The sequence below is a fragment of the Arcicella rigui genome (assembly GCF_034929435.1).
In the GTDB taxonomy this organism is placed as follows: Bacteria; Bacteroidota; Bacteroidia; order Cytophagales; family Spirosomataceae; genus Arcicella; species Arcicella rigui.
Map to the genome: position 1 here is coordinate 1 of NZ_JAYFUM010000035.1, position 21,634 is coordinate 21,634.

15 protein-coding genes are annotated in these 21,634 nt (G+C 34.4%); 5 read left to right on the forward strand and 10 right to left on the reverse strand.

Going from position 1 to position 21,634, the window contains the following annotated elements; all coding sequences use genetic code 11:
* Positions 1-260: 260 nt before the first annotated feature.
* The 3 genes from VB248_RS22175 to VB248_RS22185 all read right to left on the reverse strand — a co-directional run bounded on the left by VB248_RS22175 (position 261) and on the right by VB248_RS22185 (position 2,233).
* The gene (locus VB248_RS22175; protein ID WP_323299034.1) at positions 261-1,064 is read right to left on the reverse strand and encodes a Cof-type HAD-IIB family hydrolase; all 804 of its coding nucleotides are present in this window, start codon (positions 1,062-1,064) and stop codon (positions 261-263) included.
* A 284-nt stretch (positions 1,065-1,348) separates the two neighbouring features.
* Complete coding sequence (locus VB248_RS22180; protein ID WP_323299035.1) at positions 1,349-1,768, reverse strand: hypothetical protein; 420 nt, start codon at positions 1,766-1,768, stop codon at positions 1,349-1,351.
* A gap of 9 nt (positions 1,769-1,777) precedes the next feature.
* The gene (locus tag VB248_RS22185) at positions 1,778-2,233 is read right to left on the reverse strand and encodes an Lrp/AsnC family transcriptional regulator (protein ID WP_323299036.1); all 456 of its coding nucleotides are present in this window, start codon (positions 2,231-2,233) and stop codon (positions 1,778-1,780) included.
* 148 nt (positions 2,234-2,381) lie between these two features.
* On the opposite strand from VB248_RS22185, the gene VB248_RS22190 reads away from it, so the two are divergent.
* The 4 genes from VB248_RS22190 (at position 2,382) to VB248_RS22205 (ending at position 8,632) form a co-directional block, all read left to right on the forward strand.
* Positions 2,382-4,931 (forward strand): serine hydrolase, encoded by a 2,550-nt coding sequence (locus VB248_RS22190; RefSeq protein ID WP_323299037.1) that lies wholly within the window; start codon positions 2,382-2,384, stop codon positions 4,929-4,931.
* 196 nt (positions 4,932-5,127) lie between these two features.
* A complete protein-coding gene (locus VB248_RS22195; RefSeq protein WP_323299038.1) occupies positions 5,128-6,192 on the forward strand; it encodes a DUF1611 domain-containing protein in 1,065 nt (354 codons plus the stop codon).
* Positions 6,173-7,243, forward strand: coding sequence for a mandelate racemase/muconate lactonizing enzyme family protein (locus tag VB248_RS22200; RefSeq protein WP_323299039.1), 1,071 nt, complete (start codon positions 6,173-6,175; stop codon positions 7,241-7,243). Before VB248_RS22195 ends, VB248_RS22200 begins: the two co-directional genes overlap by 20 nt.
* A 3-nt stretch (positions 7,244-7,246) precedes the next feature.
* Positions 7,247-8,632 carry an APC family permease gene (locus VB248_RS22205; RefSeq protein WP_323299040.1) on the forward strand — a complete coding sequence of 462 codons (1,386 nt, stop codon included), beginning with the start codon at positions 7,247-7,249 and terminating at the stop codon, positions 8,630-8,632.
* A gap of 243 nt (positions 8,633-8,875) precedes the next feature.
* Here VB248_RS22205 and VB248_RS22210 read toward each other — a convergent pair whose 3' ends face one another.
* The 7 genes from VB248_RS22210 to VB248_RS22240 all read right to left on the reverse strand — a co-directional run bounded on the left by VB248_RS22210 (position 8,876) and on the right by VB248_RS22240 (position 20,333).
* Complete coding sequence (locus VB248_RS22210) at positions 8,876-9,421, reverse strand: META domain-containing protein (RefSeq protein ID WP_323299041.1); 546 nt, start codon at positions 9,419-9,421, stop codon at positions 8,876-8,878.
* Between the two features lie 201 nt (positions 9,422-9,622).
* Positions 9,623-10,264 carry an RloB family protein gene (locus VB248_RS22215; protein WP_323299042.1) on the reverse strand — a complete coding sequence of 214 codons (642 nt, stop codon included), beginning with the start codon at positions 10,262-10,264 and terminating at the stop codon, positions 9,623-9,625.
* The gene (locus VB248_RS22220; RefSeq protein WP_323299043.1) at positions 10,254-11,612 is read right to left on the reverse strand and encodes an AAA family ATPase; all 1,359 of its coding nucleotides are present in this window, start codon (positions 11,610-11,612) and stop codon (positions 10,254-10,256) included. The genes VB248_RS22215 and VB248_RS22220 overlap by 11 nt, the downstream gene beginning before the upstream one ends.
* Before the next feature lie 293 nt (positions 11,613-11,905).
* Positions 11,906-12,709: a hypothetical protein gene (locus VB248_RS22225; RefSeq protein WP_323299044.1), complete on the reverse strand. Its 804-nt coding sequence runs from the start codon at positions 12,707-12,709 to the stop codon at positions 11,906-11,908.
* A gap of 316 nt (positions 12,710-13,025) precedes the next feature.
* Positions 13,026-15,704 carry a DEAD/DEAH box helicase gene (locus tag VB248_RS22230; RefSeq protein WP_323299045.1) on the reverse strand — a complete coding sequence of 893 codons (2,679 nt, stop codon included), beginning with the start codon at positions 15,702-15,704 and terminating at the stop codon, positions 13,026-13,028.
* A 41-nt stretch (positions 15,705-15,745) separates the two neighbouring features.
* A complete protein-coding gene (locus tag VB248_RS22235; RefSeq protein ID WP_323299046.1) occupies positions 15,746-17,434 on the reverse strand; it encodes a site-specific DNA-methyltransferase in 1,689 nt (562 codons plus the stop codon).
* A 1-nt stretch (position 17,435) separates the two neighbouring features.
* Positions 17,436-20,333, reverse strand: coding sequence for an SNF2-related protein (locus tag VB248_RS22240; RefSeq protein ID WP_323299047.1), 2,898 nt, complete (start codon positions 20,331-20,333; stop codon positions 17,436-17,438).
* 424 nt (positions 20,334-20,757) lie between these two features.
* On the opposite strand from VB248_RS22240, the gene VB248_RS22245 reads away from it, so the two are divergent.
* Entirely contained in the window at positions 20,758-21,492 is a 735-nt protein-coding gene (locus VB248_RS22245; protein WP_323299048.1) for a hypothetical protein, read from the forward strand.
* The last annotated feature ends 142 nt before the right edge of the window (positions 21,493-21,634 follow it).

A 21,634-nucleotide genomic window follows, 5' to 3' on the forward strand; every position in this document is an offset into this window, starting at 1 on the left:
ATAGTTATAGGTCTTTGTTAAATCGATTTGATACAACTCTTTCAAGTTGGATGGGATTTAACTTTATAGCTTTTATTATCATGGCAATTAAGAAAATTAAAAAGTCAAGATGACTTCATCATAAAAAAAGCGTTTGAAAGATTAATTTCAAACGCTTTTTTATTTGTAAACAGTTGATTATTAGGGGTGTTAAACACTAATTTTCAATCAATCGTGCTAATTTCTATAAATGTCTGTAAATGTTATTGTTTAAATAAGATTTAGGGTAAAATGTACTTCTCAATTACTTCTGCTACGCCGTCGTCATTGTTTGAGGCAACGATGATGTCTGCTTTATCTCGCAATTCAGGTGTTACATTATCTACCCAAACGCCTAAGCCTGCATATTCTATCATCGACAAATCGTTGCTGGCATTTCCTACGGCAATTATTTCGTTGGCATCAATTCCCAAACGCTCTGCCAATCGGGCTAAACTCGCTGCTTTGTCGATACCCAATTGCATAATTTCCAAGAAAAAAGGTTTTGAAGTAGTAATGCTTTTGTGGTTTACTTGTGCTTTCAATTTTTCGCCTACTGTTGCCAAATAATCTGGTTCTTCCAACATCAAGCACTTTACCGAAGGCGAATCAATGGCAGCTTTGAAACTATTTACTTTTTTCAAAGGCATTCCAGTTAGTCGAGCTTCCAAATCAATGTATTCACTTTCAGACTCGGTGATGATTGCCCCGTCGTGATAGGCTAAAATATGTACATTATGAGCTACGCTAAAATCATACAATTCGTGAATATGCTCTTTGCTGATACTTTGTTCAAATAAAACCTCTTCACTTTTCATGTCCAGAATTACACCGCCGTTATAGGCAACAATGTATGAACCAAAAGTATGCAAATCTAAGTCCTGTGCGTAGTCAATCATTGCTGGTGTTGGTCGTCCAGAAGCTAAAACCACATAAACACCTTTTTCTTGAGCTTGACGAATCATCGCTTTATTTCTTTCAGAAATCTGATGGTTGTCGTTGAGTAAAGTGTCGTCCATGTCCAACACCAGCATTTTGTATTTCATAAGGATTATATTTAGTAAACAAAAATACAAGACATTCTCGAAAGCCTTTTCATTCACTATCTATAAAAAATCATATTGTTTGATATGGACAAAACATTCTTTATATACTGCAAAAAATAATCTAAGCCAAGCTAAATTTATCGTTTCAGCTTGAAAATTTGAGCATAAAGGCTTCTTATTTTCTGGACTAAAAATAATGATAGGCAAAAAAGCCAAATTTTTAATTCTTAAATATTCAAAGAAAAGTACTATTTGATTGATAGGAGACCAATGAAGAAATCAGCTTAATCTTGTTGATACAACACCAAAACCATTAACAAAAAAGTAATGAGAAGTGTGACTGGTGCAGCTACCATTTTTTCGATGGAATTTTCTGAAAGTAAATTGCCAACAGTATTCAAGATAAAAAATAGAAGCATGGCGTAGAGGATGTTTCTAAGCGTTTTAGGGGAAAAGCTGTTTTTGATTACTTGGGTTTTTAAAAGTACGGTCATTAACATCATCAAGACCAATCCTAAAGCAATGGATTCTACAAGGTAAATATTTGTAGTATCCGCAATTTTTCCACCCCAAACCCTATCAATTGGTACGAAATTCAGCAAAACACACAAATGAAAGACTAATACTAATCCAAAAATTAGTATTAGTCCAAACTTAGCCAATGTAAATAAATACTTATGCTGAAAGATTTTAAAATCACTCATTTTGCTGTTTTAGTCGAGCGGAATTACCGTCGAATATTTTACATCATGTAATACCACTGTACTACTATGGATTTTGATAATCTGAATTTTGGCTAATTCTTTCAAAAAAGCATCATACTCCTTGATGTCTTTCACACATACTTTTAGCTGATAGTCTACCACGCCAGCTAAATGATAACATTCCATTACTTGAGGCATGGTTCTTACTAAAGTTTCAAAACTTTCAATGTTTTCGGTAGTGTAAACGGGCATAGAAATATTGCAAAAAACAATTTGCCCTTTTCCGGCTTTTTCGGCATTCACGAGGGCAACGTAGCCGTCAATTACTCCTTCTTTTTCTAATTTTTTGATTCTTTCAAAGATAGGAGAGGTAGTCAAATGCATGGCTTCTGCCAATTCCTTAATGGTTAATTTTGCATTGTTTTGTAAAAGCGAAAGTATTTGAACGTCTGTTCTGTCAAGCATAATTTTCTTTTAATCAATTTTAAAATAATAGAAACTAAGCATAATTTACTTAAAAAGTAGCATTTTCTATTATAATTTAAGAATAATTTTTAATTTAAAAGAATAAAAACTAAATTTATAACAAGTATTCAGCATAAACTCTAAACGTATGAACACTAAAATTAAGTTAAGTAATCTTTTTATTACGATTATTTTATGGTTTGCTTCAATTCAGTCTTACTCACAACTTTCGAAGAATCAACTAAAAACACTTGATTCTGCTTTGGTGGTTTTGCATGAAAAAGCCATGTTCAACGGCGTAGTTTTGATTGCACAAAATGGAAAAGTACAGTATCAAAAAGCATTGGGTATTGCCAATCTTCAAACACAAACAACCCTAAGTACGGCTTCTTCTTTTAATCTTGCGTCTATCTCAAAGCAATTTATTGCCATGATGATTATGCAATTGAAAGAAAAGAACCTTTTACAATACAAAGATAAAGTTCAACAATTTTTGCCTAATTTCCCTTACAAAAATATCAGTATTCGGCAATTATTAACGCATACTTCTGGTTTACCTGAGTATTTTGATTTGGCAATTCGCTACAATAATACTTTAGATACCCTCAATAATGATAAATTAATCCAACTTTTAGCAGATGTTCAGCCTGCTCTTAATTTTGAATCTGGTTCAAAATGGGAATACTGCAACACTGCTTATGTCTTATTGGCTTCAATCATCGAAAAAGTTGGCGGAATGCCTGTCGAAGACTTTTTCAATAAAAATATCACCCAACCACTCCATTTATCAAATACTTTTATTTATTACTTGAACATGAAAAATCCTTTGGCAGCCAAAAGCCAGAGGGTTTTCGGGTTCAAGCGTGAAAACGGACAAAACTACTTAAACGACCTCATTCGCTTAGACGGTGTTGTAGGCGATGGCAATGTTTATTCCTCTGCCGAAGATTTACTAAAATGGGAACAAGCACTTTATACCAATAAATTAGTTAGTCAACAAACCTTAAAGGAAGCCTTTACGCCTGTAAAACTAAATGATGGCAGTACTTACCCTTATGGTTTTGGCTGGTTTATCAAAGACGATGGTAAAATACTTCAACACACTGGTAGTTGGGTAGGTTTTTTGAATAGCATTGATAGAAATTTAATAGATAAAACGACTTTTATTACACTCAGCAACTCAACTAATCCCCTTGTTAGAAAAGTCTTAAATGATATACTAACAGGGGGAACTTTACACATTCCAACAACGCAATTGATTACCAATATCAAATTGATTGATGGCACTGGCTCACCTGCACGCCATGAATCTGTTCGATTGAAAGATAATAAAATTTGGGAAATCGGTAATTTAAAAGCCTTCAATAACGAAAGCGTGATTGATGGAAAAGGAATGGTGTTAGCTCCCGGTTTTATAGATTCGCATAGTCATCATTTTGGAGGTTTAGAGAAAATACCTCAGGCGATTCCCACGGCAAGTCAAGGCATTACGACGATTGTGATTGGACAAGATGGTGGAAGTTATTCGATGGATTCTTTAGAAAATTTCTTCAAAAAAAGACCTGTGGCAGTAAATATTGCTTCTTTTACGGGACATTCTACCCTCAGAGCCAATGTATTAGGAGCAAGAAGTTTGTACCGAACCGCCAAAGCAAGCGAGCTTGAACAAATGAAAGTACTGCTACAAAAGGAAATGGAAAAGGGTTCTTTGGGCTTGAATACGGGCTTGGAATACGAATCTGCTTTTTTCTCAAACCGAGATGAAGTATTGCAATTGGCAAAAATTGTCAAAGATTTTGGTGGAAGATACATGAGCCACATTAGAAGTGAAGACATTAATTTAGAAGAAGCCATCGACGAAATTATTGAAATCGGTAGAACGGCAAAAATTCCTGTACAAATTTCACATATTAAAATTGCAAAAAAAGACCAGTGGGGAAAATCGCCTCAATTATTGGCACAGTTACAAAAAGCCAGAGCCGAAGGCGTTGACATTACTGCCGATTGTTATCCTTATAATTTCTGGAATTCTACGTTAAGAGTACTCTTTCCAAATCGAGATTATACCAATCCCATCAGTGCTGAATTTGCGGTAAACCAATTATTTGACCCTGCTCAATCGGTCTTGGTTCGTTTTGCTCCCAATCCAAATTATGCAGGAAAGACGATTTCTGCCATTGCGGAGGAAAGAAAAGAAAAACCTTCGCAAACATTAATGAATTTGATAGCCATTGCGGCAGATTTTGAAGAGAAAAATCCAGACTTTAAAGAAGGCATTGAAGCCATCATGGGAAAATCAATGGACGATACTGATGTTTCTAATTTCTTGAATTGGCAATATACTAATTTTTGTTCTGATGGTTCTTCGAGTGGTCATCCTCGTGGACATGGAACGTTCACAAGAATTTTGGGGCGTTATGTCCGTGAACAAAAATTGATGTCTTTAGAAAATGCCATTTATAAAATGACAGGACTTTCAGCCGAACATCTGGGGATTTCAGACCGTGGTATCATTGCGAATGGAAATTATGCCGATTTGGTACTTTTCAATCCTGACACAGTGATTGATAATGCTAATATTCAGTATGGGAAAGCCCTTTCGACTGGTATTGAAAAGGTTTGGGTGAATGGACAAATCGTTTATCAATCGTTTCTGGTGACTGGCAAATGTCCTGGCGTATTGATTAAAAGAAAATAGGAGAATGGATTTCGGATGTCGGATTTCAGATTTCGGATTTAAGGTTTAGGGTGTCGGACTTCGGATTTCAGATGTCGGATTTATTAAGCTTGTCGAAATATCCGAAATCAGAAATCCCCAATCCAAAATATATAAATACTGAGTACAACAAATTATAAAATACAATTGATGTTTTCAACATCCTACATTAAAAACAATGAATAAAGCTTTATTATTAACAAACGGATTGTTGATGACAGGTGATGCCAAAACGGCTCATGGACTCATCAGAGGAACTGAAAGATATAAAATAGTAGGAGTAATTGACGATGCAACTACCGCAGGGAAAGATGCGGGCGAATTATTGGATGGAAAAAATAGAAATATTCCGATTTTTGAATCTTTAGAATTGGCTGTCGAAAATCTAACAGAAATCAATTATTTAATTATTGGAGTAGCAACGGTTGGTGGTGTTTTGCCTGTGGATATGCTTGAAATTATTAAAAAAGCGATTCAATATAAAATTTCTATCGTCAATGGTTTGCATGAGTACTTGGTTGAAAAGCCTGATTTTGTGGCTTTAGCGGCTGAAAATGGTGTAACATTAACCGACATTCGTAAACCTAAAAGTAGAAAAGATTTACATTTTTGGACGGGCGAAATATTGCATCTCAACACGCCAATCATTGCAGTGTTGGGCATGGACTGTGCCATGGGAAAACGCACAACAGCCCGATTGATTCGCCAAGCTTGTGAATCGGATAATTTGAATGCACAAATGATTTATACCGGACAAACTGGCTGGCTACAAGGCGGAAAGTATGGGTTTATTTTTGATTCAACCTTGAATGATTTTGTGTCGGGTGAATTAGAAAACGCCATTCTTACTTGTCAGAAAGAAACCAATCCTGACTTTATTCTTTTAGAAGGACAATCTTCACTACGCAATCCGAGTGGTCCTTGTGGTTTTGAATTTTTAATTTCGGGCAATGCTAAATCTGTCGTTTTGGTGCATGCCCCGAAAAGAAAATACTTTGATAACGATGCTCATTGGGGCGAAATCCCAAGTGTTCAATCTGAAATAGCATTGATTGAAAAATTGGGTTCAAAAGTAATTGCGATAGCCCTAAATACCGAAGAATGTAGCGAAGAAGAGTACAAAACTTTTCAGAAAGATTTAGAAACGGAGCTTCATATTCCTGTTTTATTACCGATTCAAGAAGGCGTTGAGCGAATTATTCCCATTTTAAAATCAATCAACCATGAAAATCATCGCCGTTAGACCTTTTATTAATAAATTAGCCTTAACAAAACCTTATACCATTGCTTACAATACTTTTGCAGATGTAGCCTTGGTTTTTCTGGAAATTACTTTAGCCAATGGTATCGTGGGTTTAGGTTCGGCAAGTCCTGCGGAGGAAGTAGTTGGCGAAAGTCCTGAGCAGACTTTAGCAAACCTTCAAACGGAATTTGTGGAGAATTTAGTCGGGAGAGATATTCGTCATTTTCAACAAATTATTTTTGAAAGTCACCAACATTTTGCCTTACTTCCCGGCACACAAGCCGCCATTGACCTTGCTTTGCATGATGCTTTTGGTAAATATCTGGGTGTTTCGGTAGCCTCTTTTTATGGACAAAAAGTAAAAGCTTTGCCTACTTCGGTAACAATTGGTATTATGAATGTGGCAGAAACGCTCGAAGAAGCAAAAAACTTTGCTCAATTGGGTTTTAAGATTTTGAAAGTAAAAACGGGTATCGACGTAGAAGAAGATATTGAAAGAATTTTACGTTTGGATGAATTGTATAAAAACAAAATGCTTATCCGAGTAGATGCCAATCAAGGTTATTCCATTCAAGATTTACAGTATTTTCTTTCAGCAACTAAAGAAGCAAAAATTGAATTAATAGAACAGCCTTTACCCGTCGGACAAGAAAAAGGTTTATTGATTTTGGACGCTGATGATCGTAAAATATTAACGGCAGATGAGTCCATGAAAAATGCTAAATATGCCTTGAAATTCAGCCAAGAACCTCAGCCTTTCGGAATATATAATATTAAATTGATGAAATGTGGCGGAATTATGGGAGCTTTGTCAATTGCCAATATTGCCCAAAATGCTGGAATTGAGCTTTTTTGGGGATGTAATGATGAAAGTATCGCCAGTATTACCGCTGCTTTACACGTGGCTTATAGTTGCCCCAATACTCGTTATCTAGACCTCGACGGTAGTTTCGATTTAGCCGAAGATTTGGTTTCTGGTGGTTTTAGCATAGAAGATGGCTTGATGAAAATTAACGATAAAGCAGGTTTTGGTTTTGAAATCCTCGCATAAATCATGACAAAATTAATTCCCAAAATTGGGCTTCGTGCCGCCACTATTTTAGTCGTCAGTGTCATTGTTGGTTCGGGTGTTTTCAAGAAAATCGCTCCGATGTCGGCTGAATTGGGTTCACCACTTTTGGTAATTTTATGTTGGATTTTAGCAGGATTTATCAGTTTGGCAGGTGCTTTATCCACTGCCGAAATGGCAAGTATGTTTCCAGATTCAGGAGGGGAGTACAAGTACTTTCAGAAAATCTACGGTCGCTTTTTTGCTTTTATGTATGGTTGGGGAAATTTCACGGTGATGAAAACCGCTTCCATTGCCGCCCTTGCTTATATTTTTGCTCAATCTTTCAATAGTTTAGTACCGCTTCCTCTTATCGAAAGCAAATTTTCAGTATTAGGTTTTGCTTTGTTCGATAACTTTTCGATTAAATTATTAGCATCTCTACTTATCATTATTTTAAGTTACGTCAATTTCAGAGGTTTGTCCGCTGCCGAAGGATTAAGCTCTTGGCTTACTTATATCATGTTTGGGGCAGTAGCCATTTTTATTTTGGCTGGATTCTTATCTCCAGTAGGAAGTTGGGAAAACCTAACCCAAAAAAGTAGCACTTTCGATACAGCAAATTTTAGTAATGGTGGCGTACTCAAAGCCATGGCAATTGCCAGTTTAGGAGCATTTTGGGGTTACGAAGGTTGGAATCACATTGGATACATTGGCGAAGAAATTAAAAACCCACAAAAGAATTTACCTTTGGCTTTAGGTTTTGGAACAGGCATCGTCATTTTGATTTATGTATTGTTGAATACCGTTTTTGCTTATATTTTACCCATAGATTTCTTTATAACACTGAATCAGAATGCAAACAAAATTGCAGCCGTAGAAGTAGCCAACCAAATAGCAGGAAAAACGGGAATGCTATTTATTGCTTGTTTGATTTTGATCACTACACTCAACGCTACCAGCAGTACAATTTTAATGTCGGCAAGGCTTTTTTATGCGATGGGGCGTGACCAACTTTTTTTCCAGAAAGCTTCTTCAATTCATCCGATTTACAAAACACCTGATGTTGCTATTTTGATTCAAGGCTTGTGGTCTATCGTATTGATATGGTCTGGAAGTTTCGACCAATTGACGGATATGTTAATTTTTTCTTCTTTTATTTTTTATGGAAGTACTGCTCTGGGGGTAATCATTTTACGAATTAAAAGTCCAGAAATTGAAAGAAAATATAAAGTAATCGCTTATCCTTATCTTCCTCTGTTTTTTGTACTTTTCTGTGTTTCACTTTTGATGGTTACGGTGTTCAATCAACCCAAAGAAGCCCTTTCTGGTTTAGCATTAATCGCTACGGGAATACCTTTTTACTTTTTTTGGCAAAGACAATCTAAATAAAACGGCACAAAAAAGATGCTGTCCAAAAAGAAAGCAACAACCAAATATTCTTTGGAAAAAGACCGAGCGTCGGTCACCTCACCCCCGACCCCTCTCCTGCTGAGAGGGGAGTTTTAGGAGCTAAAAAAGCCCCCTCTCAGCAGGAGAGGGGGTTGGGGGTGAGGTCTTTCACAGAATAATATTTGGCGATAAAAACTTTTTGGACAGCCTCATCAAGTGATTAGGGCTATTTTGATAAGAAACTTATTTTACTTTTTCAAAAATTAAGTATGTACCCGCATCATAAGTTGGCATTGGGTTTTTATTAAAAGTTCCTAAATGAAGTATTGTTTTACCTTCATTACTCTTGATGAATCTATAATTTTTAGCCTCAGAAAGAATATTAAAAAATCTTGATTCACAAGCATTCATTTCGTAAGTGCCAGCCATTTTTGTACTTCCCAAATTTGAAATTTTCAAAGTACCTTCAAGCTTTTCTTGGTTGTAGCTAAGTACTTCTAAATGAGCAAAGTATAAGTTTACTGCCGATTGTCCATTGATTACAAATCCATTTCCCGAAGTACTCGTAGAGTCAAGATTAGCGATTAAGCTAAGGTCGCCTCTGCTTGGTGTATTCGTACCACAAGGTAAATCCATGATGTCGCCCATTAACACACTAACAAGTTTCCAAGAACCTTTAAGCTCTTCATTGTAAGCATTACGTTCAGAAGAAGCAGGACTAACATTTTGTTTCTGACAAGAAAGCAAAAATGCAGAAAGTACGAGGGTGATGATTGATATGGTTTTCATAAGCAAATTGTTTGAAAATCTTCATTGATGTTCAAAAGACGCTTAATATTTTGAAATGGTTGGAAAGGATTGTAAAAAGAGTACTGAAATGTTTGGAGTTGAAAGTACACTCATGCCATGAATGAGCGTACTCCTTAATTGTTATATACAACTACTATCAATTCTAATGTCATTACTCTGATTATTGTGGTATGAGTGTTGTTACTTGGGCGATGATAGCCTTTTTTTTAGTTGTATCTCTTCAAAAAATTTCCCCATTTCACTTGTTCCTTTGTTGAGGTTTTCACTGTCAAAAAGTGGTAGTTTATCTACATTTGAAAAGGCGGTATTCAAATGAGGTTTTAACTTAATGTATATATCATGGTCATTTTTGGTGAAATACTTTTTGCTTTTTTCATAATCAGGTAAATATTTTTTGAGCTTTTTCCCAGCCTCTTCACAGTTTGAAAATTGCTGAGTAGTTGCTTCAAAGTGTACAAGAAACCAAAACTCAAGACAAGGCTGGTTTATGATTAAAGTAATATTTTTGTATTTTTTTGCAATAATTTTTTTATATTCAAGAAAGGTATCAATACTCCTCTTGTTACCTTTTTTTACAGATAAAGACTCGCTTATAATGACATCCAAATCAATTATCCAATAAACTTTATCATAGTTTTTGGATAGTTCGATAACACTTTGATACTGATCAGAAAGCTTCTTTTTTTGAGGGATTTTGGGCTCTATATCAACTGCAATACTCTTTTCATTTCTTTTAAGCATTTGAAAATACCAGTATTCAGTTTCACCATCAATCACAATAGCGAACTTCTTTTTTTCTTTTATATGTCTTTTAGTTCTCATTGTCCGTATCGATGAAGTAATCGCCTAAACTTGGAACTGCTCCAAGTTTACCGATTTTATAGGCATTATAAACGCTACTGGTATCTCTTATGACAGAACTGTCAAAATCTGCAAGAGAGTATAAATTAGTAGAACTCTTTTCAGTTTTCTCAGTGAACCATATTGCATCATTTCTAAAAATATCTTTGTTATTCAATAGCTCTCTGTTATGAGTAGTTGCAATCAATTGTGATTGTTTGGAGTTGATAAGAAAAGATAAAAGAAAATGAGTAAAAAGATCTGGGTGAAGTGATGATTCGAGTTCATCAATAGGTATGGCAATTGAACTACTAATAAGTTGACTTAATAAACCTGCAAAACCATAATACCTCTGTGTTCCCTGTGACTCAAGTTCCAAAGCAAGACTGTATTTTTCTTCATTTACTGTATGTTCAAATTCTATGTTTAATGAAGTGACTTTCCCCTTGTTTTTAAGTTCATTTACTTTTTCAATGGGAGCTTTTACTTGTTTTTCAAGAAAGTCAATAAAACCAACAGGAATATCCTTTTCCTCTTTGTTGATGATTACATCAGAAATATTAAAATCTGCTTTTTTTAGAATACTAACAACAACGTGCTTATTTATCACGGAAGAATCAATACCTGATGTCACATACCCATCCAATTCTGTTGTCGTGTGTACGATTGGTTGTAAAAAGTTAGAAAACCAATCTGTAACCTCTTTTAACTCTTTAAATTCAATATTGGTCTTTAAAAAACCTCCTAAAACCGTATTATTCCAAAGTGTGTTTGACTCTAAATTTTTTTGGGATAATCTATCAATTGTTATTTTACTTCCTAATTTTATTTTTGAAAACTGATTCTCTAAATTGGTCGTTCTTTTAAAAATTGAAGACCTGTTTGGATTGAAATGAATTAGCTCTTCTTTTAGGATGGCTTTTTTATTAAATTCTACTTCATAGAAGTATCTAATATCATTTTGAATAAACTCAATTGATAATATTGATGATGCCTTAGAGATAGTCGTATCAAATAAAAATGGATGAAAGCTCAAGTCATTCGTTTTTTTGTTTTCTGGCTCTATAACCAAGCTTCTTAAAAAATCAATGGCTTTTAATACATTCGTTTTTCCTGAAGCATTAGCCCCATAAATTAGCCCAAGTTTTAAAAGTCTTATCCCATTGACAGCATTGATTATATAATAGTCCTCTAAGTGTTTGGACTTGTCTGCCTCGAATGACAACGTTTGTTTCTCTTTTATTGAGCCAAAATTTTGAACACAGAAGTTAATAATCATAGCTATATTCTTTGTAAATGAGTTGTAAATATAGATGATAGATTTATTCATTTTACATTTTTATACTATAAATATGTAAGTGTGTTACAAAAAATAGGCTTTCAGTATAAATAATACAGAGAGTTGCTTTTAGGTAAATACTCTTGGAATGATTGGAAAGGATTGTTAAAAAGAGTATTGACATGTTGTGGAGCTTTTCGGGGTCTCCAAGGAAGTTTAAAAACTTGGAATTGTCTGATAAAAAGCATTCTTCGACTGCGACCAAACTGAGGATTATAGAGAGACAATGGAAAAAATGTAGAGACGAGGCATTGCCTCATCTCTACGACAAATCATTTGCTGTTTTATTCGACTATTATCAGTAACCAAACAGTGGTAAAAGAAATTAAAATCCACTCGATTAAACGTTTACTTTTTTTGCCATATAATTTCTTCCTCAAAGTTTCGATGACAGATATGATAAAATTCCCAACACTAAAGCCCGGTAAAAGCAATAAATTCAAAACTCCAGTGAAGGTAAGCGTTAGTAACAAACCTGAAAAATAGAATTTGGGACTACTAAATATTGAGACCTTTTTTATTCCAAATGGTCCTCTCAAAACAGGATTCAGTTGAATAAGCGACCAAGCCTTATTCCAAAAATACCCGAACCTATATAATACTTCGGAGATTCCATAGTTTTTTGTTGTGATGATAATTTTATTTTCTCCCTTTGAATCATACATTATCGGAGCTATCACTGGTGTTTCCAAACTACCCATTAGTGAATGTTTATCATCATCATTTAGTAAAATCTTACTTTTGATGCCATTTTTCACCACTGAAACTTCTATGTTTCCGTCTTCTAAAAATATATGTGATAAAATATCAGATACTCTTTCGGGTTCTTTTCCATTAATAGCGATGATTTTCATGGTATCCTGAAACCCAAATTCTTTCATTTGACTATTGAATTTGAGTCCATAAATAGCATTTTTGTTTTCAATAAACCTATCTTTTCTTAATATCGTAACCCCCGATATCAACAAGAATGCCAAGCCACTACTCAAGACTAATCCTGATAATTTTGTTAGTGGAATTATCCAACTGAAATTATTTTCTAAGGATTCAAATTTCTCTTTCAGCATCCATTTAGGAGCTAAATTCATGAGTATAGACAGAGTAATTGCAATGACAACCATATTATGCTTGTGTTTAAATATTAGTCACAAATATTAACTGTAGTAAATTAATTGATTCTTTGCTCATCTCGTTCAATCACTCATGGCATGACCCCCTTGCTGTTCTAAGTTTAAAACTTGGAACGCCCAACATAAAGCAGTCTTCGACTGCAACCAAACTGAACATTATAGAAGTAGTAAGGTATTCAATCTTTGCTGTTCCTTGTTCTTGTTGTGCATTCAGAGACTGCACTTGATTTATTGTTCCAAGTTTTTAACTTGGAACAGTGAGGGCTTAATTACTTTAACCTTTAAACATCGTCGATAAATATTTCATACTTACGGTTCTACTGACTTCATTGTGAGGTAAAATTAAATATTCCCAATTTTTACCTTGATGAACTGATGTATATTCTGATGCGTATTTGCAGAAACGTTCTGCTGCTATTTTTTTTGCTAAAACCGTTTCTTCTTCTATTTGGTCTGAGCGTTTCACCTCAAGCATATAAATACTCTGTTCCGTTTCTACGATAAAGTCAGGCTCGTATCTTTTTGAGTTGTTATCCCAATAAATTCTGAATTGGTTGGGGGCTGGTCTAAGCCATTTGATAACGGATGTATCATTTTCTAAAACAAATGCTAAATCTTGTTCTGCTTTACTGTCAAACTTATATTCAAAATGACAAGCTTTTTCAAAACCCCTAAATACATATTTAGGAATCATGTTAGTTGGGCTTACTATATCTCGGTAATCTTTATAGCCCGCATTTACCAATGAAGAAAAACTCCATTGCTCTATTTTCTGGAAAGGTAAAATATTTGGTTTATTGTACCCTGTAGTGTGCAAAATAAAATGTTTCTTCATTTGATTGTAAATTCTTTCAGCAATGGTGGCTTTAAACTGAAAGATTGCCTGCGGTAACTCTGCTTCGTTACTTATATTAGATTTTATAGCTTCATAGGCTTGAGTAGCCAAATGATATAGTAAATCTGCATTCTCATCATAATCAATTTCTGGAAAATCAATTAATTCCGAGATGATAAGTTTAATAGGGTTGCCATACAAACCGCTTGATTTTGCTTTAAGTGTTTCTACTTGCTTATCTTTTAAACCCAATCGAATAATTTCTTGCTCTAAAGCTTGAAAATTGAATTCAATAATATCTAAATCAAAATGTTTAAACTCGGCTCTTGTTTCACCTTGGACTAAGTCCATACGTGGTATTTCAATAATGTTCTTTTTATATTCTGAAACCATTACATCATACACTACTTTGGCCTCTTCTACAATTTGAGCGGCAAATATATTAAGTTGCCCTTCGGATAGATTTTTCTCTATCTGCTTAATTACTTGACTTTTTACTTCTTCCTTACATAAATCTTCGACCTTACGAACCTCAGGTAAAGAATTAAAATTAGGCAAAGCATTGATAATTGCCTTTTTAGCATCTAAGTTGTTTTGTGCTTTTTGTTTATCTTGAGGGTTGGTAATGACATTTATTTTCTCTTGTTCCTTTACAAAAGTTTCCACCATTACGGGCTGTGAAGTAACTACAATGGTTTTAGTAGATAAATCTTCTTCGGCTATTTCTACAAAACTCATTTTATTTAATACCGAATTAGGGTCTTGAGCTGCTTCAATCACTGCATTGAAATTTTCGTGAGCAACTACTGTCAATTTATCTATTTTATCTACCCCTGTACGTTTACCCTCATAAGGCAAACGTAAACCTCTACCAATAGTTTGCTCAATTAAAATACCTGCATTAGCGGCACGAAGTGGCACTATGGTGTATAAATTAGTAACATCCCAACCTTCTTTGAGCATATTTACATGGATTACAATTTCTATTTCATTATCTGGACTTTCTAATGAAACAAACTGCTTTTCTATGTCTTCTTCTTTTTTGGTAGATGAATCTATCTGTAAAGCTTTGCCTTTGTATTGTCCATCATAAAAAGTATCTGAGTTGATTAGTTCGTAAATTTCCTTGGCGTGTGCTATATCTTTACATACAACCAAAATGAATGGTTTTACCAATTTCACTTCATTACTTTTGGAATAGATTTCCAATTCGTTTTTGGTGTCTTGGTGTATGCTGATAGCGTCTTCCAGTTTGATGATTTCAACTTCTCTATCAGTTAATGAGCCTTTTTGAAAGTTTTTTCTGGTGGCAATAGCAGGGTTTTTTACAAACTTACCGTCTGATAGGGCTTGTGCTAAAGAATATTCATAAACTACATTTTTAAATTGTTTTCCTTTTTCATCAAATGGTGTAGCGGTTAGTTCTATGCCTAATATTGGTTTTAATTCATTAATAGCGTTTTTAGAAGCATCTGCGTGATAGCGGTGTGCTTCGTCCATTAGAATTACTAAATCGTCTAAACCAGTTAAATATTCCCAATAAGATTGTCCTAAGTATTCGGATAGTCTTTTGATTTTAGGAGCTAAACTAACACCATCTTTTTTAGAACCTTTGTTGTCGGAATTAAACTTGGCAATATTGAAAATATTGATACGAACATTTGCACCTCCTTGATCTATACTTAATTGAGTGCTACTGTAATTATCACCAGTAATTACGACAGGTCTGTTATGCACAAATTCTGATATACCATTAAAAACGTATTTATGATAGGCTGGATTACCAAAATCTTCAATGAGCTTATCATAAATCGTAAGGTTTGGTGCTAAAATGAAAAAGTTTTTAATGTCATTTTGTAAGTATAAATAAGCTACAATTGCCCCCATCAATCGGGTTTTTCCTACGCCTGTCGCAATAGAAAAAGCAATGGAAACAAAGTCTCTTTCAAAATCTGTACAAGTAGGGAAATGAGCTTTTACTTTTTCTAATTCCGATGCTAAATCTACTTCTTTGTTTAGCGATAATGCTTGGGTAAGTTGTGCTACAATATCAAGTGAATCTTGAAGGGGTTCTCTTAAAGATAAGCGTTGTTTTATATTATTGGCAATTGGATTCATATTTGTCTAAACAAGGTTTTTAATGTAAAAGGCTGATAGGGTTAATCAAAAAGTGATGGTGCATCATTTCTTTTCTTTTTTTCTTTCTTACGTTTATCCAACATTTCCTGAACACTTACTTTTTCATCTCTAAAACTTTGTTCTTCTGTCAAATCCGTTGAATCTTGTTCGTTTGCTGGCATATTGATAATGTTTAGGCTGTAATCTTCTTTACCAAATTCGCATCTACCCAAAAGCATTTGTGGTATTTTTTTGATGGTAATATTACTGTATTTGTCTTTACACTCTTTTTGGAAACTTTTACAACAAATCAACAAGGTTTCGCCTGCTTGCATATCCTCTTTGATGCTTTCTAACGCTTCTACGGTAAGGAAATGAGTAGTGGTAAAAATAAAATCTTGTTCCGAACTTTGCCCTTGTTTCCAATAAATACTTGCATGAGGTTGGTATTTAAACCCTTCTTGTTTTGCCATAGCGGCTGCTAACATATCGGCATTATACTCCCCGCTAATCACCCAATTACCAAATTTATCTTGTTTTAATAAACTGGGAGCAAGGGTATAAAATTTAAAACCACCACCGCCTTGCCAATTAACAGCTTTACTGATACCGCCCTGCTCGCCATCTACTACTTGTTTTAGGCGAGGCACACAATGTGTTTTGGCGTGTTCGCCCAACTCTACACCTATCCAACGCCTGCCCATTTTGTGGGCCACGGCAGCTGTTGTGCCCGAACCTAAAAATGAGTCAAGAACTAGGTCGCCAAGATTCGTTGCAAGACTTAAAACTCTTTCAATTAATCGCTCAGGCTTTGGGGTTCCAAAAATATCTTTTGGATTTAATGCCTTAACTTCTCTTTTTGCTTCTTGATTGTGCCCGACTTCTTTACTTTCCCACCAAGTGTTTCCCTTTCTTCCTTCTTGAACTTCAGATAAAAACCTTTTTTTTCTTGGAAAAGCATCACCTTTAACACCAAACCAAATTCGGTTTTCTAAAATCATCTGCTTCATTCTGTCTTCTGCATAAACCCAGTGTTTACCTTTGGGAACATTAAAAATATTACCCGAAGGACTAATAACATCATAATATCCATTTGTTCTCTCTTCATTGGCAACTAAATCACCGGATTGCCAAGGTCCTCTTGGATCATTATCAGGATTTTTATATCTACTATCCATTTCCTCAGACCGAGGCAAAAGGTTGAGTATTAATTTTTCATAATTCTTAGCATAAACCAAGACATACTCGTGATTTACAGATAAATACTTAGCGTCATTTTTAGTACTATGGATTTTTTGCCAAACATTATTTGCAATAAAATTATTCCTGCCAAATATTTCATCCATTAATACTTTTAAGTAATGAAACTCGTTGTCATCAATTGATATCCAAATTGAACCATTTTCTGCAAGTAGTTTATTTAGAATTTTTAGTCTATCCCTAATTAAACAAAGCCAAAGCGAGTGTTCAATACCATCATCATAATGCTCAAAAGCACTACCAGTATTATAAGGAGGATCAATATAAATACACTTTATTTTACCAGTATAGTCCTGTTCAAGGGCTTTTAAGGCAAGGAGATTATCACCGTGTATAAGCATATTTTCGCTATTGAGGTCGCCGTAGCTGTACTCGGGGTTTTCTATCAGTATGCGTGGCTCAAGTGCAGGTTCTTCGCCTTTGCCAATCCACGTGAGTTCGAGTTTCTGTAATTGATTTTTATGACTCATATTATACAATTGCCCATTTGATGGTAAATAGTTCTTCTTGCTTAATTTTTTGGTTAAGCATTTTTTCAATATTACTAAGTAAGTCCTCTTTCTTTTCGTCTATATCATCTTGTGCAGAAAACAATGCTTCCCTTTTTTCACTTCGCTTTTTTTCTAACTCTTTAATATGTCGTTGTGCTTTTACTTTCGCATTGAGGTCAAGTAATTTTTTGGCTTCTGCTTTTCTTAATTTAATCTCAGCATCTAAATCTTTGATTTCTCTTTCCAAGCCAATTTTCATATCGTCTGCCCATTGGTCAAGCTTATCCATTTCTACATCAAAAAAATCACGATTTCTATTGGCATTTTCGTGTACAAGCTCATGTTTTAGATGCTCAATCATCTCATTTGCTTTCATTGCTACATCAGTCGGTTTAGCGATGTTATGGTTTACAGTAGCATACAGCGAAAACAGCCTTTGAGCGGTTTCTTGGTCAATTTGTTCACCTTCATCAGTAAAACAAGCCAGAAGGATATAGTCTTCATGTTCAAAAGAACTGATAGCAAGGTGCTGAACTTGTAACCAGCCCGATTGACCAATATACTTTTCCAATAAAGTAATTTGAGTAGGCGTATTGGTATAATCAAACACTATTTCCGCAACAGGAGTTGCTTCTTCTTTGCACGATTTTAATATTTTTTGAGCTAATTTGTGACCAATCCTGTATATGTTTGTATCATCAGGAATGTATATATCCGATTTTTTCTTACCTTTTTCAGGTCTTAATATCATATAAGGTCCAGCATGGATATTATCTTCTGGAAAAGGGCTGTTCACCAAACTAAACGAATAATTATCATCATGAAATGTAGCGTAGTCTTCTAAAAAGAATTTTGTAGTACGCCATAGTTTTTGTTCAAAGGTATTGAGATAGGCTTTTGATTTTTCAAAATCAACTCTTAATCTTTCTCGAACGGCTTCATCAAAGTTTTCTAACAAAGTAGAACGAACATTTTGAATTTTAGCCGTAATGGCAGGCTTTAGTTCTTCTTGCAAAGCGTCAAAAGCTTTTTTGATTTCAGCTTCATTCCGACATTCATTATATATTTGGGCTATTCTTTTTTCAAAATCAATGCCATTGCCAATTGCTCCCAATACTTCATCACTTGCCCCAAAAACACCATTGAAAAGCTGAAATTTTTCTTCTAATAATTGATATACTCTAATATCGGCATCATTTTTAATATTGACAAAATTTACTACAACGACATCAAATTTTTGTCCATATCTATGACAGCGACCAATTCTTTGCTCTATGCGTTGAGGATTCCAAGGCATATCGTAGTTGACAACAAGCGAGCAAAACTGAAGGTTTACGCCTTCTGAAGCTGCTTCGGTAGCAATCATAATAGTCGCCTCATCTTTAAAATATTCAACAATTGCCGCTCTTTTGTCAGCCGTTGCAGATCCCGTTATTTTATCAGTACCCTTATGTGTGTTAAGCCAATTTCGATAAATTTCATTTGATTTAGGGTCGTTATTTGACCCATTAAAGAGAATTACTTTTCCTTTATAGCCTCGTGCTTCAAGAATACTTAACAAATAATCTTGTGTTCTTTTTGATTCTGTAAAAATCAACGCTTTTTCTTTAGCACCTAATTTTTTAAGTTGCTCAAACGCTTTATCTAAGGCTTTAAAAAGCTGTTCTGCTTTAGAATTAACGTTGATTATCTTTGCTAATTCTCTAAATTTTTTAAGGTCTTGAATTTCATTTTTTATAGCTTCTATGTCTGCCTCTGAAAGTATAGCTTCTTCCACTACCAAGTCATCATCATTTAACCATTCGTCTTGAATTTCATCTAAAGATTCAAAATCCTCATCTATCTCTTCTATTAAATCATTGTTTTGTTTTTGCAGAACTAATTCTAACCTTTTAATCAAAGTATCAAAAGTTCCATGTATAGCATAGGTTGATGAAGCCAATAATTTACGTAGGATTAAAGTCATTAATTGCCTTTGACCGTTGGGTAAAGCATACAATTGAGGGCGTTGTAAGTATTCCGATACCCAATCATACAGTTGTTGTTCTTGGGGTAAAGGAATAAATTCTTCTCTTATAGCCCTACGATTTGTATAGCTGATATATTCTAAGACCTGTCTGCGTAAAGTTCGTTTACAAACGGGTTGCAACCTATTTCTCAATTCTAAGTAATCATGTTCTTCTAATTGGTGACTGTACTGGCTTTTAAAGCTTTTTAAATCACCAAATATATATTCATCAATAATACTAACTAAACCATATAATTCTAAGATAGAATTTTGAAGTGGTGTAGCAGTAAGTAATACTTTTTTACGGGGTAACAATGCGTTTTTAATGGCATTGCCTATTACGTTGGAAGTTTTATAGACATTTCGTAAGCGGTGTGCTTCATCAATAATGACTAAATCCCAATTGGTATGTTCTAAATAGCTTGCTTTTGCTTTAGCAAACTGGAAAGAACAAATAACAATTAAATCATTTTGGTTAAATGGATTAAGATTACCATTTTTTAGCTCTTGGTTAAAAGATTTTGTTTCTAAAATAGTTGAAGGTAAAAAAAACTTATCGGCTAATTCTTGATTCCATTGTTTTCTAAGATTGGATGGAGATATAATTAATAGTTTTCTTTTTCTTTCAGCCCATTGTTGAGATAAAATAATGCCAGCTTCTATTGTTTTACCTAATCCAACTTCATCTGCTAAAATAGCCCCATTTGACAGCGGAGATTTAAAGGCAAACAAGGCAGCCTCTACCTGATGAGGGTTTAAATCTACCTGAGCATCTTGTAAAGACGCAGTTAATTTACCAATATCATTAGAAGGCAATTGCCTTGTAAGTTCATAAGCAAAATATTTAGCGTGGTATTTTGTTATTTTCATTATGGATAATCAATTTAATAGAACTTAGCATAGTCCTTCACTTATAAAAGTGTTTTGACAATCTAAACTACATTACAAACACATTAATATAAAACAAGAGTTGTTGCAAATGCAATTATCTCGCAAATACTTTAATCCATCCAACATTTCAAAACTTCTATCACAAAAATCTCCCAAAAACTTATTATACGGTAAACAATTATCATGGCTGTCAATCATTTTTACCATAAAATAAGTTTTTTGAAAAAATCTTGAGTAGCGTTTTATTTTATAAATATTTATTTTTATATTCAACTATCTAATAATCAGTCAATAATAAATTAGCTGATACGCCACTATAATAAGTTCAACATATATTAACTACTCTAATGCTGAGTAATTATCTTTTTATCTATTGTTTTATCAACCTTAAACAAATATGCTCATGGCAAATCTACAAGATGGCGGCAATGCTGCAAACATCGCAAATTTCGAAAACCTTATTACTTATTGTTCCAATTTGGGTGCTACTTATAATCCCTCCAGAGATGCCCTCAAATATCCACAACTACAAACTTTATTGACCGAAGCTCGAACGGTAATGGCAGAAGTGATGGCACTCATTACGGCTCATGACATTGCAGTAGAAAACCGCAAAAAGCTATTTAATCAAATTCGTCCGCTAAGTACACAAATTTTTAATACACTGCTGATTTCTGGGGTAGATGATGCCGTGTTGGAAGGAGCAAAGTCTTTTAAACGTAAAATTCAAGGAAGACGAGCCACAGAAAAACCTGAGCCTGTTATGGTTGATGGTGTAGCTACTGTACCTAAAACAAATTCTTCTTCACAACAAAGCTTTAATTATCTGATTGAACATCTTGGGGCTTTGGTATCAGTAGTGGCTAATCATGCAGAGTATAACCCTAATGAGGAGGCTTTGAAAGTGCCTAATCTATTGCAGTATATAAATGAATTAAAACAAGCTAATACCGCTGTTATTAATGCCCACGTATCTTTAGATTTGGCAAGAGCAAAAAGACAACAAGTATTATATGGAGAAAAGACGGGTTTGGTAGAGATTGCTATGGATGTTAAGACTTATATCAAAATAGCTTTTGGTACAAATAGTCTTCAATATAATAAGGTAAAAGGTATTTCTTTTAAAAAGTATTCTTAACCTCACCCCCGACCCCTCTCCGCAGCAGGGTTGTTAAGTTCTGATATTTTATTAATTTTGTCCAAATAATATTTTGTAATGGAGATTAATGATTTTTTTAAAAGCCTTTCAGACCCACGTAGAGGTCAAGGTCAACGCTATC